At 71.9% G+C, this 15,929-nt stretch carries 14 protein-coding genes; 2 read left to right on the top strand and 12 right to left on the bottom strand.

Annotated features, from left to right (window positions below; translation table 11 throughout):
- Positions 1-87 precede the first annotated feature (87 nt).
- The 10 genes from Sfr03f_RS12790 to Sfr03f_RS12745 all read right to left on the bottom strand — a co-directional run bounded on the left by Sfr03f_RS12790 (position 88) and on the right by Sfr03f_RS12745 (position 10,278).
- Complete coding sequence (locus Sfr03f_RS12790) at positions 88-423, bottom strand: RNA polymerase-binding protein RbpA (RefSeq protein WP_108953964.1); 336 nt, start codon at positions 421-423, stop codon at positions 88-90.
- A 269-nt stretch (positions 424-692) separates the two neighbouring features.
- Positions 693-932 (bottom strand): preprotein translocase subunit SecG, encoded by a 240-nt coding sequence (secG, locus tag Sfr03f_RS12785; protein WP_108953963.1) that lies wholly within the window; start codon positions 930-932, stop codon positions 693-695.
- 177 nt (positions 933-1,109) lie between these two features.
- On the bottom strand, positions 1,110-1,886 hold the full coding sequence (tpiA, locus tag Sfr03f_RS12780) for a triose-phosphate isomerase (protein ID WP_108953962.1): 777 nt from the start codon (positions 1,884-1,886) through the stop codon (positions 1,110-1,112).
- A gap of 4 nt (positions 1,887-1,890) precedes the next feature.
- On the bottom strand, positions 1,891-3,102 hold the full coding sequence (locus Sfr03f_RS12775; protein ID WP_108953961.1) for a phosphoglycerate kinase: 1,212 nt from the start codon (positions 3,100-3,102) through the stop codon (positions 1,891-1,893).
- A gap of 132 nt (positions 3,103-3,234) precedes the next feature.
- Positions 3,235-4,242 (bottom strand): type I glyceraldehyde-3-phosphate dehydrogenase, encoded by a 1,008-nt coding sequence (gene gap / locus Sfr03f_RS12770; protein WP_108953960.1) that lies wholly within the window; start codon positions 4,240-4,242, stop codon positions 3,235-3,237.
- A gap of 250 nt (positions 4,243-4,492) precedes the next feature.
- Complete coding sequence (whiA, locus tag Sfr03f_RS12765) at positions 4,493-5,482, bottom strand: DNA-binding protein WhiA (protein WP_108953959.1); 990 nt, start codon at positions 5,480-5,482, stop codon at positions 4,493-4,495.
- On the bottom strand, positions 5,473-6,561 hold the full coding sequence (locus tag Sfr03f_RS12760; protein WP_108953958.1) for a gluconeogenesis factor YvcK family protein: 1,089 nt from the start codon (positions 6,559-6,561) through the stop codon (positions 5,473-5,475). The genes whiA and Sfr03f_RS12760 overlap by 10 nt, the downstream gene beginning before the upstream one ends.
- Positions 6,558-7,508 carry an RNase adapter RapZ gene (rapZ, locus tag Sfr03f_RS12755; protein ID WP_108953957.1) on the bottom strand — a complete coding sequence of 317 codons (951 nt, stop codon included), beginning with the start codon at positions 7,506-7,508 and terminating at the stop codon, positions 6,558-6,560. Before rapZ ends, Sfr03f_RS12760 begins: the two co-directional genes overlap by 4 nt.
- Entirely contained in the window at positions 7,505-9,820 is a 2,316-nt protein-coding gene (gene uvrC / locus Sfr03f_RS12750) for an excinuclease ABC subunit UvrC (protein ID WP_245967534.1), read from the bottom strand. The genes rapZ and uvrC overlap by 4 nt, the downstream gene beginning before the upstream one ends.
- Before the next feature lie 26 nt (positions 9,821-9,846).
- Positions 9,847-10,278, bottom strand: a complete 432-nt coding sequence (locus Sfr03f_RS12745) for a Rieske (2Fe-2S) protein (RefSeq protein WP_108953956.1) — start codon at positions 10,276-10,278, stop codon at positions 9,847-9,849.
- 164 nt (positions 10,279-10,442) lie between these two features.
- Here Sfr03f_RS12745 and Sfr03f_RS12740 point away from each other — a divergent pair, with 164 nt between their 5' ends.
- Entirely contained in the window at positions 10,443-11,351 is a 909-nt protein-coding gene (locus tag Sfr03f_RS12740; protein WP_108953955.1) for a carbohydrate kinase family protein, read from the top strand.
- Positions 11,352-11,616: 265 nt separating this feature from the next.
- Here Sfr03f_RS12740 and uvrA read toward each other — a convergent pair whose 3' ends face one another.
- Entirely contained in the window at positions 11,617-14,517 is a 2,901-nt protein-coding gene (gene uvrA, locus Sfr03f_RS12730) for an excinuclease ABC subunit UvrA (RefSeq protein ID WP_245967533.1), read from the bottom strand.
- 237 nt (positions 14,518-14,754) lie between these two features.
- Between uvrA and Sfr03f_RS12725 the strand changes: the two genes are divergently transcribed.
- Positions 14,755-15,411 carry an MBL fold metallo-hydrolase gene (locus Sfr03f_RS12725; protein ID WP_108953954.1) on the top strand — a complete coding sequence of 219 codons (657 nt, stop codon included), beginning with the start codon at positions 14,755-14,757 and terminating at the stop codon, positions 15,409-15,411.
- An 18-nt stretch (positions 15,412-15,429) separates the two neighbouring features.
- Here Sfr03f_RS12725 and aroQ read toward each other — a convergent pair whose 3' ends face one another.
- Positions 15,430-15,903, bottom strand: coding sequence for a type II 3-dehydroquinate dehydratase (gene aroQ, locus Sfr03f_RS12720; protein ID WP_108953953.1), 474 nt, complete (start codon positions 15,901-15,903; stop codon positions 15,430-15,432).
- Between the last annotated feature and the right edge of the window lie 26 nt (positions 15,904-15,929).

Below are 15,929 nucleotides of genomic sequence, written 5' to 3'. Positions count from 1 at the left end.
TACGCCGGCGGGCCGCCGCGCCCGGGGGCCGCGCGGGCATGACGGAACGGCCGGACACCCGTTCGGCGTCCGGCCGTTGACGGCGAATCAGATCTCGCCGCGGAGCTTGGCGAGCGCCTCGGCGAGGATCGCCTCGCCGTCGGCGTCGCTGCGCCGCTCCCGCACGTAGGCGAGGTGGGTCTTGTACGGCTCGGTGCGGGGCGGGTCCGGCGGGTTGTCCCGGTCCTGCCCCGCCGGGAAGCCGCAGCGCGGGCAGTCCCAGTGGTCGGGGACCTGCGCGTCACTCGCGAAACTCGGCTGGGTCTCGTGCCCGTTGGAGCACCAGAAGGAGACGCGCAGCCGCGGCGCGGACTCGCCGCGCTCGGCCTCGCCCATCGGCCCCGCCCCGACCCGACTTCCTCGGATCGCGTTGCCACTTGCCACGGTCGTAACTCCCTGCGTGATGGTGCCGCGAAGCTTCTCGGCGCAGCGCTTCGCCGCGAGCGCCCTCAGTAGGCCCGGTCAGTCTACGTAAGGCCCAACGCGCGTCCAGTGGCGGGAGTTGCGGGCCCCCGAACGGACGCAGGCCCCATGATAGGCGGCCTCCGGGGAGGCGCACCCGTCATGGGGCCGTGCGCGGGGAGTGGATCGCGATCGTGGGCCGCCGCCCTTCGCCTTTCGGCCGACGACGGTCGATCGGCGTCGGTTTCCGGTCAGCCGCCGACGGAGGGCGACTTCGTGATGATGGCGAGGACCACGATGCAGACGAACCACAGGACGCCGACGACCACGGTGATGCGGTCCAGGTTGCGCTCGGCGACGGACGAACCGCCGACCGAGGACTGCATACCGCCACCGAACATGTCGGAGAGGCCGCCGCCCTTGCCCTTGTGCATCAGCACCAGCAGCATCAGCAGCAAGCTGAAGACGATCAGGGCGATCTGGAACCCCATAACCACGGCTGGACCAACTTCCTCGGAATCGGATGGACGACGCGGGCCCGGCGCCCCTGGCGACCTCGCCCGCCGCAGGCGGCACGCTGGTCAGGACACCGGACCCCGCAAGAGTACGACGGATCGTCTCCGCCGCCTACTCGCTACCGGTCGGCATCACCCACCGGTCACGGCCGGTCACTGGTCGCGGAACCGGACGATCTTCACGAACTCGTCCACGTCCAGCGAGGCGCCGCCGATCAGCGCGCCGTCGATGTCCGGCTTGGACATGATCTCGGCGACGTTGCCCGACTTCACCGAGCCGCCGTACTGGATGCGGATCTTGTCGGCGACGTCCTGGGAGTACAGCTCGGCGAGCTTGCCCCGGATCGCCCCGCAGACCTCCTGTGCGTCGTCGGCGCCGCAGACCTGACCGGTGCCGATCGCCCAGACCGGCTCGTAGGCGACCACGACGGTCTCGGCCTGCTCGGCCGGGACGTCCTTGAGGCCGCCCTCGACCTGGGCGAGCGTGTGCTCGACGTGACGGCCGGCCTGACGCACCTCGAGCTCCTCGCCCACGCACAGGATCGGCGTCAGCTCGTGCTTGAAGGCGGCCTTGACCTTGGCGTTGACGATCTCGTCGGTCTCGGCGTGGTACTGGCGGCGCTCGGAGTGGCCGACGGCCACGAAGGAGCACTTCAGCTTGGCCAGCATCGCGCCGGAGATCTCACCGGTGTAGGCGCCGGAGTCGTGCGCGGAGATGTCCTGCGCGCCGTACTTGACCTTGAGCTTGTCGCCGTCGACCAGCGTCTGCACGGACCGCAGGTCCGTGAAGGGCGGCAGCACGGCGACCTCGACGGCCTCGTAGTCCTTCTCCGCCAGGGCGAAGGCGAGCTTCTGGACGTGGGCGATGGCCTCGAGGTGGTTGAGGTTCATCTTCCAGTTGCCCGCCATCAGCGGCGTACGGGTGGTCATCGGGTCAGTCCTCCAGTGCGGCGAGGCCGGGGAGCGTCTTGCCCTCGAGGTATTCGAGGGAGGCGCCGCCGCCGGTCGAGATGTGGCCGAAAGCGTTCTCGTCGAAGCCAAGCGTACGGACCGCCGCGGCGGAGTCTCCGCCGCCCACCACGGTGAAGCCCTTGGACTCGGTGAGCGCCTGCGCGACGGCGCGGGTGCCCTGGGCGAAGTCGGGGTGCTCGAAGACGCCCATGGGGCCGTTCCAGAACACGGTCGCGGCGTCGGCGAGCTTCTCGGCGTAGAGCTCGCCGCTGCGCGGTCCGATGTCCATGCCCGCCTGGTCGGCCGGCATCGCGTCGGCATCGACGGTGTCGGGGTTCGCCGGAGCCTTGGTCCTCAGGTCCGGGAACTGCGGGGTGACGAGGGCGTCGACCGGCAGGACGATCTCCACGCCGCTCTTCTCGGCGCGCTCCATGTACTCGGTGACGGTGCCGAGCTGGTCCTCCTGCAGGAGGGAGGTGCCGACCTCGTAACCCTTGGCCTTGAGGAAGGTGAAGGCCATGCCGCCGCCGATCAGGATGCGGTCGGCCTTGCCCAGCAGCCGGTCGATCACGGCGAGCTTGTCGGAGACCTTGGCGCCGCCGAGGACCACCGCGTAGGGGCGGGCGACGTCGTCGGTGAGCTTCTTGAGGACCTCGACCTCGGCGGCGATCAGGTAGCCGGCGTAGTGCGGCAGGCGGGCCGGCAGGTCGTACACCGAGGCGTGCTTGCGGTGCACCGCGCCGAAGCCGTCGCCGACGTAGACGTCCGCGAGGGCGGCGAGGCTGTCGGCGAACCCGCCGCGCTCGGCGTCGTCCTTGGAGGTCTCGCCCGCGTTGAAGCGCAGGTTCTCGATGACGGCGACCTGACCCGCCCCGAGCCCGTTCACGGTCTCCTGGGCCGAGGGGCCGACGGTGTCCTCGGCGAAGGCCACCGGGGCGCCGAGCAGTTCGCCCAGGCGGTCGGCGGCGGGCCGCAGGGTGAAGGCGGGGTCCGGGGCGCCCTTGGGGCGGCCCAGGTGCGAGGCGACGACCACCTTGGCGCCGGCCTCGGCGAGCGCCTTCACGGTCGGCAGGACGGCCCGGATGCGCCCGTCGTCGGTGATCCGGCCCTCGGCGAGCGGCACGTTGAGGTCGGCGCGGACGAATACGCGCCTGCCGTCCACTCCCTCGGCGAGCAGTTCGTCGATCGTCTTCATTCAGGGACTCCTCGGTGACTGAGCTGACTCGACTGAGCTTATTCAGACATGGAGCAGGGCCCGGACGGCGCCTCGCTGCGCCGCCCAAGCCCTGCTCTCACATCGGTGGATCTGTGCGTTGTGGCTCGAAGCTCAGAGCTGGTTGCCCACGAAGACCGTCAGGTCCACGAGGCGGTTGGAGTAGCCCCACTCGTTGTCGTACCAGCCGATGACCTTCACCGACTTGCCCTCCTGGACCATCGTCAGGGAGGAGTCGAAGGTGCACGAGGCCGGCTCGGAGACGATGTCGGAGGAGACGATCGCGTCCTCGGTGAAGACCAGGATGCCCTTGAGGGGGCCCTCGGCGGCCTTCTGGAAGACCGCGTTGACCTCTTCCTTGGTGGTCTCGCGGGAGAGTTCCACGACCAGGTCGGTGACCGAGCCGGTGGGAACCGGGACGCGCATGGCGATGCCGTCCAGCTTGCCCTTGAGCTGCGGGAGGACCAGGGCGGTCGCCTTCGCCGCGCCCGTGGTCGTCGGAATGATGTTGACCGCCGCGGCCCGGGCCCGGCGCAGGTCCGAGTGCGGGAAGTCCAGGATTCGCTGGTCGTTGGTGTACGCGTGCACCGTCGTCATCAGACCCTTGACGATGCCGAAGTTCTCGTCCAGGACCTTCGCCATCGGCGCCACACAGTTGGTGGTGCAGGAGGCGTTGGAGATGACGTGGTGCTTCTCCGGGTCGTACTGGTTCTCGTTGACGCCCATCACCACGGTGAGGTCCTCGCCCTTGGCGGGCGCGGAGATCAGCACCTTCTTGGCGCCGCCGGCGAGGTGCTGGGCGGCGGCCTCGCGCTTGGTGAAGATGCCGGTCGACTCGATGACGATGTCGACGCCGAGCTCGCCCCAGGGGATGTCCGCCGGGTTGCGCTCGGCGAGGACCTTGACGGTCTTCCCGCCGACCGTGATCGAGTCCTCGGTGTGGGAGACCTCCTGGGCCAGGCGGCCCAGGACGGTGTCGTACTTCAGCAGGTGTGCGGTGGTCGCGGTGTCACCAAGGTCGTTGACAGCCACGACTTCGACATCCGCACCCTGGTCGAGCAGAGCCCGGAAGTAGTTGCGACCGATGCGGCCGAAGCCGTTGATGCCTACGCGGATCGTCACGAACCCATCTCCTTGTTGTGCGCCGGTACGGCAAAGCCACCGCCCGGCGAGCTGCATGAGTTGTCCCCGACCGCCTCCGACCCTACCGCTCGCGGGGCCCGGAAGTGACATTGAGATGACCCATACCCGGCAGGCCCCTCCTTACCCGTCGGTAGCCGGACGGAACATGCTCTTACGTGCACCCTCGCGCACACATGACGACGGGGGCGCGGTCCGATTCCGCGCCCCCGTACGGCCCTTTGAATATGTGTCAACCAGCGAGGTTGTCCGCCAGTTCTTCGGACAGCCCCGCCTCGGTACCAGGGATTCCGAGGTCGGAGGCACGCTTGTCCGCCATGGCGAGCAGGCGCCGGATCCGGCCGGCCACCGCGTCCTTGGTGAGCGGCGGGTCGGCGAGCGCGCCCAGCTCCTCCAGGGAGGCCTGCTTGTGCTCCATCCGCAGCCGGCCGGCCGCCGCGAGGTGCTCGGGAACCTCGTCGGCCAGGATCTCCAGCGCGCGCTGCACGCGGGCGCCGGCGGCCACCGCGGCGCGCGCCGAGCGGCGCAGGTTGGCATCGTCGAAGTTGGCCAGCCGGTTGGCGGTGGCCCGGACCTCGCGGCGCATCCGCCGCTCCTCCCAGGCGAGCACCGACTCGTGCGCCCCGAGCCGGGTCAGCAGCGCGCCGATGGCGTCACCGTCACGGACGACGACGCGGTCCACGCCGCGCACCTCGCGGGCCTTGGCGGCGATGGACAGCCGGCGGGCCGCGCCGACCAGGGCGAGGGCCGCCTCGGGGCCGGGGCAGGTCACCTCCAGCGAGGAGGAGCGGCCTGGCTCGGTCAGCGAACCGTGCGCCAGGAAGGCCCCGCGCCAGGCGGCCTCGGCGTCGCAGGTGGCGCCGGAGACGACCTGCGGCGGCAGGCCGCGGATCGGGCGGCCGCGGCCGTCGACCAGGCCGGTCTGCCGCGCCAGCTGGTCACCGCCCGCGACCACCCGCACCACGAACCGGGAGCCGCGGCGCAGGCCGCCGGGCGCCATGACGATCAGCTCGGAGCTGTGGCCGAAGATCTCCAGGATGTCGCGCTTGAGGCGCCGGGCCGCCATGGCGGTGTCCAGCTCGGCCTCGATCACGATCCGCCCGCTGACCAGGTGCAGGCCGCCGGCGAACCGCAGCAGGGCGGAGACCTCCGCCTTTCTGCAGCAGGTCCTGGTGACGGGAAGCCGTGAGATCTCGTCCTTCACAGCCGGCGTCATCGCCATGGGCCGATCCTTCCATGCATCCGAAAAATACGGTCGTACGCGGCTGCCAGCAGCTCCGGATCGTGCCGGGGGGTTCCGTCGGTCCGGGCCACGGGAGCCAGCTCGACCGCCGCGCCGACCCGCTTGGCGGCCGCGGTGAGCGCTTCGCGGTCGGGTACGGCGGCCTCGTCGGCCAGCACCACGTCCAGGGCGAGTTTAGGGGCGTGTCGTGCCAAAACCTCCACATGACGCTGCGGGGAGAAGCCCTCGGTTTCTCCGGGCTGCGGCGCGAGGTTCAGCGAGAGCACCCGGCGCGCGCGGGTCCGGGTGAGCGCGTCGAGCAGTTCGGGCACCAGCAGGTGCGGCATCACCGAGGAGAACCAGGACCCCGGTCCGAGGACCACCCAGTCGGCGTCCAGCACCGCCTCGACGGCCTCCGGGACGGCCGGCGGGTCGTGCGGCACCAGGTGGACGGACTGCACCTCACCGGGGGTGAGGGCCACCGTGGCCTGGCCCCGGACGGTGTCCACGTCGTCCGGGCGCGTCGGGTCGTGGCCCTTCACCAGGGCCTGCAGCTCCAGCGGCACCGCGGACATCGGCAGCACCCGGCCGTCCGCGCCGAGCAGCCGGCCCACCAGGTCCAGCGCCTGGACGTGGTCGCCCAGCTGTTCCCACAGGGCCACGATCAGCAGGTTGCCGACGGCGTGGCCGTGCAGGTCGCCCTCGGTCTGGAAGCGGTGCTGGATGACGCGGGCCCAGGTCTGGCCCCAGTCGTCGTCGCCGCAGAGCGCGGCCAGCGCCTTGCGGAGGTCGCCGGGCGGCAGGACGCCCAGCTCCTGGCGCAGGCGGCCGCTGGAACCGCCGTCGTCGGCGACGGTGACCACGGCGGTCAGGTCGCCGGTGATCCTGCGCAGCGCCGCCAGCGAGGCGGACAGGCCCATGCCGCCGCCCAGGGCGACGACCTTGGGCGGGGCGCCCCTGCGTCGGGGGCGGGCCCCCCGGGCCTCCGTCGCGGCGCGGGCGACCGCCCTGCCCTCCTTGCGGAAGGCGGGGACGGCGCTGCGCCGCAGGCTCGTCAGCCGCGGGGTGTGGCGTCTCATTCGCGTCCCATGTCCCGGTGGACGACCACCGTCTCGACCCCGTCGGCGGCCAGGCGCTTGGCGAGCTTCTCGGACATGGCGACCGAGCGGTGCTTGCCGCCGGTGCAGCCGACCGCGACGGTCACGTAGCGCTTGCCCTCACGGCGGTAGCCGGCCGCGATCATGTGCAGCAGCTCGGTGTACCGGTCCAGGAACTCCTTGGCACCGGGCTGGGAGAAGACGTAGCCGGCCACCTCCTCGTTGAGGCCGGTGTACGGGCGCAGCTCGGGCACCCAGTGCGGGTTCGGCAGGAAGCGCATGTCGACCACGAGGTCGGCGTCCACGGGCAGGCCGTACTTGAAGCCGAACGACATGACGGTGGCCCGCAGCTCCGGCTCCTCGTCGCCGGCGAACTGGGCGTCCATCTTGGCGCGCAGCTGGTGCACGTTGAGGCCGGAGGTGTCGATCACCAGGTCGGCGTCGCCGCGCAGCTCGCGCAGCAGTTCGCGCTCGGCGGCGATGCCGTCGACGATGCGGCCGTCGCCCTGCAGGGGGTGCGGGCGGCGCACCGACTCGAAGCGGCGCACCAGCGCGTCGTCGGAGGACTCCAGGAACACGAAGCGCCGCTTGACCTGGCGGGCGTCGAGCTCGGCGAGGGACTCGCGGAGGTTGTCGAAGAAGCGGCGGCCGCGGACGTCGACGACCACGGCGATGCGTGCGACGTTGCCCTGGCTGCGGGCGCCGAGCTCCACCATGGTGGGGATCAGGGCGGGCGGCAGGTTGTCGACGACGAACCAGCCGAGGTCCTCCAGGCACTTGGCCGCGGTGGAGCGGCCGGCCCCGGACATACCGGAGATGATCACCAGCTCGGGGGTGGCCGTGTCGGCCGCGGGGATCTCGGGTCCCGTCGTCACCTGTGCCGCTCCGTCGTCCGTCCGGGCCGGTTGCCCTGGCTGTTGCTGCGTCATGCGTGCTGCCCCCGTCTCTCGTCCTTGCCGTCCGGCGACCCCTCGGGGCCACCGTCGCGCGCCTTCCCGGCCGCGTCCTCGCTCACGCCTTGATCACCGGCGGCCGGGTGGTCACCACGGTCGCCGTCGTGCTCCTCGACAGGGCGGCCCGCCTGCGGCTCGTGCCGCGGGTCCCTGCCGGTGGCCGCCGCCTGGTGCCGCGGGTGACTGCCGGTGGGCGCCGCCGGCTCGTGCCGCGGGTGACCGCCGGTGGGCGCCGCCGGCTCGTGCTCCGGGAGTTCCGTCACCTCGGGCGCCGGGCGCGGCGCGGGCGGCGGGCCGGGCGCGGGCGGCGGCGGGGCGTCGTCCAGGATCTCGCCGGTGGCGGTGTTGACGGCGGGGCCGCCCGGCGTCGCGGCGGCCAGCGCCGCAGCCACCGTCTCCGCCGTCTTGCGGCCTATCCCCGGCACCTCCTGGATCTGCTCGATCGTCGCGGCGCGCAGCCGCTTGACCGACCCGAAGTGCCTGAGCAGCGCCTGCTTGCGCGTCTCGCCGAGCCCCGCCACCGCGTCCAGCGGCCCGGACCGCAGCCGTTTGGCCCGCTTGCCGCGCTGGTAGGTGATGGCGAACCGGTGCGCCTCGTCCCGCACCCGCTGGAGCAGGTACAGGCCCTCGCTGGTGCGCGGGAGGACCAGCGGGTCCTCCTCGTCGGGGAGCCAGACCTCCTCCAGCCGCTTGGCGAGCCCGCAGACGGCCACGTCGTCGATGCCCAGCTCGTCCAGCGCCCGCCGCGCCGCCGCGACCTGCGGACGCCCGCCGTCGACCACCACCAGCTGCGGCGGGTACGCGAAGCGCCGCGGCCGGCCGTCCTCCTCCGTCACGGAGGCCGTCACCTCGCCGCCGACCGCGCCCTCGGCCCACTCGCCGGTGCGTTCCTTCTCGGCCAGGTAGCGCCGGAACCGGCGGAAGATGACCTCGTGCATGGAGCGGACGTCGTCCTGCCCCTCGAAGCCCTTGATCTCGAAGCGCCGGTACTCGCTCTTGCGCTGCAGGCCGTCCTCGAAGACGACCATGGACGCGACCACGTCCTCGCCCTGCAGGTGGGAGATGTCGTAGCACTCGATGCGCAGCGGCGCGCTGTCCAGCCCGAGCGCCTCGGCGATCTCCTCCAGGGCGCGGGAGCGGGTGGTCAGGTCGGAGGCGCGCTTGGTCTTGTGCAGCGCGAGCGCCTGTTGCGCGTTGCGCGTGACCGTCTCCATCAGCGCCTTCTTGTCGCCCCGCTGCGGCACCCGCAGCGAGGTGTGGGAGCCGCGGCGCTCCGCCAGCCAGTCCTGCACCGGCTCCAGCGGCTCGGGCAGGGCGGTGACCAGCACCTCCCGGGGGACCGCGTCGCCGGCCTCCTCGCCGTACAGCTGCTGCAGGGCGTGCTCGACGAGGTCGCCGGTGGTGACGGCCTCCACCTTGTCGGTGACCCACCCGCGCTGGCCGCGGATCCGGCCGCCGCGGACGTGGAAGATCTGGACGGCCGCCTCCAGCTCGTCCTCGGCGACGGCCACCAGGTCGGCGTCGGTGGCGTCGGCGAGCACCACCGCGCTCTTCTCCATGGCCTTGCGCAGCGCGCCGATGTCGTCGCGCAGCCGGGCGGCGCGCTCGTACTCCATGTCCTCGGCGGCGATCGTCATCTGCTGTTCGAGGCGGCGGACGTAGGTGCCGGTGCGGCCGCCCATGAAGTCGCAGAACTCCTCGGCGAGGTCCCGGTGGTCCTCGGCGGAGATCCGGCCGACGCAGGGCGCCGAGCACTTGTCGATGTAGCCGAGCAGGCAGGGCCGCCCGGTACGGGCGGCGTTCTTGAAGACGCCGGCGGAGCAGGTGCGGACCGGGAAGACCCGCAGCAGCAGGTCCACGGTGTCGCGGATCGCCCAGGCGTGGCCGTACGGGCCGAAGTAGCGCACGCCCTTCTTCTTGGCGCCGCGCATGACCTGGACGCGCGGGATCTCCTCGTTCATCGTGACCGCGAGGTAGGGGTAGCTCTTGTCGTCGCGGTACTTGACGTTGAACCGGGGGTCGAACTCCTTGATCCAGGTGTACTCCAGCTGGAGCGCCTCGACCTCGGTGGAGACCACCGTCCATTCCACGGACGCGGCCGTGGTGACCATGGACCGCGTCCGGGGGTGCAGGTTGGCGAGGTCCTGGAAGTAGCTGGCCAGCCGCTGGCGCAGACTCTTCGCCTTGCCGACGTAGATCACCCGGCGGTGCTCGTCGCGGAAGCGGTACACCCCGGGGGTGTCCGGAATCTCCCCCGGCCGGGGGCGGTAGCTGGAGGGGTCGGCCATGCCCCCAACCCTACTTGGGGGGTGTGTCAGTCGGCCCGGGCCGTGACGATCTTGCCGTTATCGACCTTCACGGGCACTTCGGTGAGCGGAACCGTCGCCGGCGGGTTGAGCACCTGACCGTTTCCGGCGTCGAACTGGCTGCCGTGGCAGGCGCAGGTGATCGTGGTGCCGTCCAGCTCGGTCATGGCGCAGCCGGCGTGCGTGCAGACGGTGCTCCATGCCGTGAGCGCGCCGTCCTCGCCGCGGCTGACCACGACCTTCTGCTTGGCGTAGAGCTTGGTGCCGCCGGCCGGGACGTCGCTCTCCGCGCCGAGCTCGACGCCGGGCTCCACGGCGCCGCCCGAGGAGTCGCCACCACTGCCCGCGCCGCCGCAGGCCACCAGTCCCAGGCCGGCGACGGGGGTGAGCGCGGCGCCGCGCAGGACGGTACGTCGGCGGATGTCGTCGCTGCCGGACATGCTGGGCTCCCCTGGTGCTGCGTGGAGTGGTTGGGCGGACCGGTCTGCGTGGAGTGGTCTGCGTGGAGTCGGAACAGGCCAGACGATACCGGGGGCCCCTCGGTGTGCGAGCGTGGGGCCGTGCCCCGCGTCGTCCCCGAGAACCCGAGAAGAAGGAGCCGCCCGTGTTCGTCGTCGCCGGTGAGGCCCTGATCGACCTGGTGCCCCAGGAGCGGGGCCCCCTGTCCCCGTTGCGCCCGGCGCCCGGTGGCGGCCCGTACAACACCGCGGTGGCCCTGGGGCGGCTGGGCGCCGAGGTGGCGTTCTGCTCGCGCGTCTCCACCGACGGCTACGGGGAGGCGCTGCTGGGCGGGCTGCGGGCCTCGGGGGTGGACACCGGGCCGGTGCAGCGGGGGCCCGAGCCGACCACGCTGGCCCTGGCGCTGCTGGACGACCACGGGTCCGCCTCGTACACGTTCTACGTCGAGGGCACCGCGGACCGGCTGTTCCGGGTGCCCGGGCGGCTGCCGGAGGGGACCCGGGCGGTGTCCTTCGGGACCTGCTCGCTGGTGCTGGAGCCGGGGGCGACCGCCTACGAGGAGCTGCTGCTGGCCTGCGCGGCGCGGGGCCTGTTCACCGTGCTGGACCCGAACATCCGGGCGGGGCTGATCCCCTCCCCCGCCGCGTACCGCGAACGGTTCCACTCCTGGCTCCCGGCGGTCACGCTGCTCAAGCTGTCCGAGGAGGACGCCGACTGGCTGGGCGGCACGCCGCGCGAGTGGGCGGCGGCCGGACCGGGAGCGGTGGTCCTCACCCGCGGCTCCGAGGGCCTGAGCGTGGTCACCGCCGCCGGTCTGGAGGTCACGGCGCCCGCGCCGCGGGTCGAGGTGGCCGACACCATCGGCGCGGGCGACACCGTGACGGCGGCCCTGCTGCACGGCCTCGCCCTGCGCGACGCCCTCTCCCCCGCGGCCCTCGCCGCCCTCACCCCCGACGACTGGCAGGACGTCCTCTCCCTCGCCGCCCGCGCCGCCGCCCTCACCTGCACCCGCCCGGGCGCCCAGCCGCCGACGGCCGCCGAGCTGGGCCTGTGACGGCTCGCGGGGCACCGGCCGCCGCATCGACCGGGCACGTCGTCCGCTCCTCGGCGGTGAGCGGCCCGCCGAGGCCGCGTCGACGGTGGGGTTCCACGACCGGTCCCACCTGACCCGTCACGTCGCCCGTCACGTCGGGACCACGCCCGGTCGGTGCGCGCGTGACGCGGGCCGACGCCGACTCCGGCCTCCGAGCTGCGGCCGCACGACCGCGGCCCCCGCTCCCGGGTGGGAGCGGGGGCCGCGGCGCGGGACGCGGGGGCCGTCAGCGCTTGCGGGCGGCGGCCTTCTTACGCGGCTTGGCCGCCGGGCTCGCGTCGCTGACGCGGTCGCCGAGGATCTCGCGCAGGAACTTGCCGGTGTGGCTGGCCGGCACGGCCGCCACCTCCTCCGGCGTGCCCTCGGCGACCACGGTGCCACCGCCTGCGCCGCCCTCGGGCCCCATGTCGACGACCCAGTCGGCCGTCTTGATGACGTCGAGGTTGTGCTCGATGACGATGACCGTGTTGCCCTTCTCCACCAGGCCGTTGAGCACCTTCAGCAGCTTGCTGATGTCCTCGAAGTGCAGACCGGTGGTCGGCTCGTCGAGCACGTACACGGTGCGCCCGTTGGAGCGGCGCTGCAGCTCGGTGGCGAGCTTGACGCGCTGCGCCTCGCCGCCGGAGAGCGTCGTCGCCGACTGGCCGAGGCGGACGTAGCCGAGCCCGACCTCGTTGAGGGTGCGCAGGTGGCGGGAGATGCCGGGGATCGCCTCGAAGAAGTCCAGCGCCTCGTCGATCGGCATGTTCAGGACCTCGGCGATGTTCTTCCCCTTGTAGTGCACCTCCAGGGTCTCCCGGTTGTACCGGGCCCCGTGGCACACCTCGCACGGGACGTACACGTCCGGGAGGAAGTTCATCTCGATCTTGATCGTGCCGTCGCCGGAGCAGTTCTCGCAGCGGCCGCCCTTGACGTTGAAGGAGAAGCGGCCGGGCAGGTAGCCGCGGACCTTCGCCTCGGTGGTCTCGGCGAACAGCTTGCGGACGTGGTCGAAGACGCCGGTGTACGTCGCCGGGTTGGACCGCGGGGTGCGGCCGATCGGCGACTGGTCGACGTGCACGACCTTGTCGAGCAGGTCGTCGCCCTCGACCCGGGTGTGCCGGCCCGGCACCCGGCGGGCGCCGTTCAGCTCCCGCGCCAGGTGGGTGTAGAGGATGTCGTTGACCAGCGTCGACTTGCCGGAGCCGGAGACGCCGGTGACGGCGGTGAGGACGCCCAGCGGGAAGGAGACGTCGACGTCCTTCAGGTTGTTCTCGCGGGCCCCGCGCACGGTCAGCTGCCGCGAGGGGTCGAGCGGGCGCCGCACGTCCGGCACCGGGATCGCCTTCCGGCCCGAGAGGTACAGGCCCGTCTCCGACTTGGCGTTGGCCAGCAGCTCCTCCAGGGAGCCGCTGTGCACCACGGATCCGCCGTGCTCGCCGGCGCCGGGGCCGACGTCGACGATCCAGTCGGCCGCCTTCATCGTGTCCTCGTCGTGCTCGACGACGATCAGCGTGTTGCCCATGTCGCGCAGCCGCACCAGGGTCTCGATCAGCCGGTGGTTGTCCCGCTGGTGGAGGCCGATGGACGGCTCGTCGAGCACGTAGAGCACGCCGACCAGGCCGGAGCCGATCTGGGTGGCCAGGCGGATGCGCTGCGCCTCGCCTCCGGAGAGGGTGCCGGCGGCGCGGTTGAGCGAGAGGTAGTCCAGGCCGACGTCGACCAGGAAGCGCAGCCGCTCGTTGACCTCCTTGAGGACCCGCTCGGCGATCTTCTTCTCGCGGGCGGTCAGCTTGAGCTGCGCCAGGAAGTCGGCGCACTCGCTGATCGACAGGGAGGAGATCTCCGCGATCGACTTCCCGTGCACCGTGACCGCCAGGACGATCGGCTTGAGCCGTGCACCCTCACAGGTGGAGCAGGGCACCTCGCGCATGTAGCCCTCGAAGCGCTCACGGCTGTTGTCCGTCTCGGCGTCCTCGTGGCGGCGCTTGACGAACGGGACGGCGCCCTCGAACGGCGTGGTGTACCGCCGCTCGCGCCCGTACCGGTTGCGGTAGCGGACGTCGATCTGGGTCTTGTGGCCGTGCAGCAGCGCCTTCTTGGCGCGGGCGGGCAGCCCGGCGAAGGGGATGTCGGTGCGGAAGCCCAGGGCGTCGGCGAGCGCGTCGACCAGGCGGCCGAAGTACTCCTTGGCGTGGCCCGCGGACCACGGGTGGATGGCGCCCTCCTCGAGCGTCTTCTCCGGGTCCGGGACGATCAGCTCGGGGTCGACCTCCATGCGCGTGCCGATTCCGGAGCAGGCGGGGCAGGCGCCGAAGGGCGAGTTGAAGGAGAAGGAGCGCGGCTCCAGCTCCTCGAAGGAGAGGTCGTCGTACGGGCAGTACAGGTGCTCGGAGAACATCCGCTCGCGCTCGGGGTCGTCGGCCTCGAGGTCGACGAAGTCGAGCACGACCATGCCGCCGGAGAGGCCGAGCGCGGTCTCCACCGAGTCGGTGAGGCGGCGCTTGGCGGAGCCCTTCACCGTCAGGCGGTCCACGACCACCTCGATGGTGTGCTTCTCCTGCTTCTTCAGCGTCGGCGGGTCGGAGAGCTGGATCGTCTCGCCGTCCACGCGGGCCCGGCTGTAGCCCTTGGTCTGCAGGTCGGCGAAGAGGTCGACGAACTCGCCCTTGCGCTCGCGCACCAGCGGGGAGAGCACCTGGAAGCGGCTGCCCTCCGGGAGCTCGAGGACCTTGTCCACGATCGCCTGCGGCGACTGGCGGGAGATGGGGCGGCCGCACTCCGGGCAGTGCGGCTTGCCGATGCGCGCGAAGAGCAGCCGCAGGTAGTCGTAGACCTCGGTGATGGTGCCGACCGTCGAGCGCGGGTTGCGCGAGGTCGACTTCTGGTCGATGGACACCGCCGGGGAGAGACCCTCGATGAAGTCCACGTCCGGCTTGTCCATCTGGCCGAGGAACTGCCGGGCGTACGAGGACAGCGATTCCACGTAACGCCGCTGGCCCTCGGCGAAGATCGTGTCGAACGCGAGGGACGACTTGCCCGAACCCGACAGACCCGAGAAGACGATGAGCGAGTCGCGCGGCAGGTCGAGCGAGACGTTCTTCAGGTTGTGCTCGCGCGCGCCACGGACGATGAGACGGTCGGCCACGCCGGTTCCGCACCTTTCTTGGGGGAGGTGACAGGGGCAGACCCCCGTCGTTTTCAGCGTAAGGGGACCCTCTGACAACACCGGTGGCTTCACCGGTTTCCGCCCTCTTCAACAAATCGGGCGTTCCCGGCGTTCCCGGTGTGGGCCACCGAGCTTATAGCACGCGCATTCGATTCCAGGGAGTTCCCGTCACGCTTCACCCGATCGTGTTCCCCGGTCCCGCTATAGGCTGCGAACATGACGTACACGGGAGCGGTGAAGGTCGGCGGCCCGGCCGATGTGCACGAGCTGCGGGACCTGATGATCACCAAGATCGCGGTCGGCCCGATGGACAACAACGCGTACCTGCTGCGCTGCCGCGCGACGGACGAGCAGCTGCTGATCGACGCGGCGAACGACGCGCACACCCTGCTCGGCAGCATCGGCGACGACTCGATCACCTCGGTCGTCACCACCCACCGGCACCCCGACCACTGGCAGGCGCTCGCCGAGGTGGTGGCCGCCACCGGCGCCCGCACCTACGCCGGGCGGGAGGACGCCGAGGGCATCCCGGTCCCCACCGACGTGCTGCTCGACGACGGCGACCTGATCAGCGTCGGCCACGTCCGGCTCACCGCCCGCCACCTGGTCGGCCACACCCCCGGCTCGGTCGCGCTGGTCTACGACGACCCCCACGGCCACCCGCACGTCTTCACCGGCGACTGCCTCTTCCCGGGCGGCCTGGGCAACACCCGCAAGGACCCGGAGGCCTTCGCCAGCCTGTACCGGGACGTGACGGCCAAGCTGTTCGACGTCCTGCCGGACGAGACCTGGGTCTACCCCGGCCACGGCGACGACACCAGCCTCGGCGCCGAGCGCCCGCACCTGCCGGAGTGGCGCGCCCGCGGCTGGTGACGGCGGAGCCGTGACGGGTCAGGCGGCCGCGAGGCCCTCGCCGGCCAGCGCGGCGATGCGCTCCACGGCGAACACGTAGCCCTGGAGACCGCAGCCCGCGATCACGCCGTCCGCGCGCAGCGAGACGTAGGAGTGGTGCCGGAACTCCTCGCGGCGGTGGATGTTGGAGATGTGGACCTCCACCACCGGCAGCCCGTCGCAGGTGTTGAGCGCGTCCAGCAGGGCGACGGAGGTGTGCGAGTAGGCCGCGGGGTTGATCACGATGCCGCAGTGGTTCAGCCGCGCCTCGTGGATCCAGTCGATCAGCTCGCCCTCGTGGTTGGACTGCCGCAGGTCGACGCTCCCGCCGTGGGCGGCCGCCGCCTCGGCGCACATCGCCTCCACGTCGGCGAGGGTGCCGGCACCGTAGATGTCCACCTGCCGCTGCCCGAGCAGGTTCAGGTTCGGCCCGTTGAGGATCATGATCGGGGCGTCGGCGAGCGTGCGGGCCATGGGGAACCTCCGGTGCGGTGACTCGT

It is taken from the genome of Streptomyces fragilis (assembly GCF_003112515.1).
GTDB lineage: Bacteria > Actinomycetota > Actinomycetes > Streptomycetales > Streptomycetaceae > Streptomyces > Streptomyces fragilis.
The sequence above is the reverse complement of the archived record's forward strand: the minus strand, read 5'-3'. Positions and strand labels throughout refer to the sequence as shown.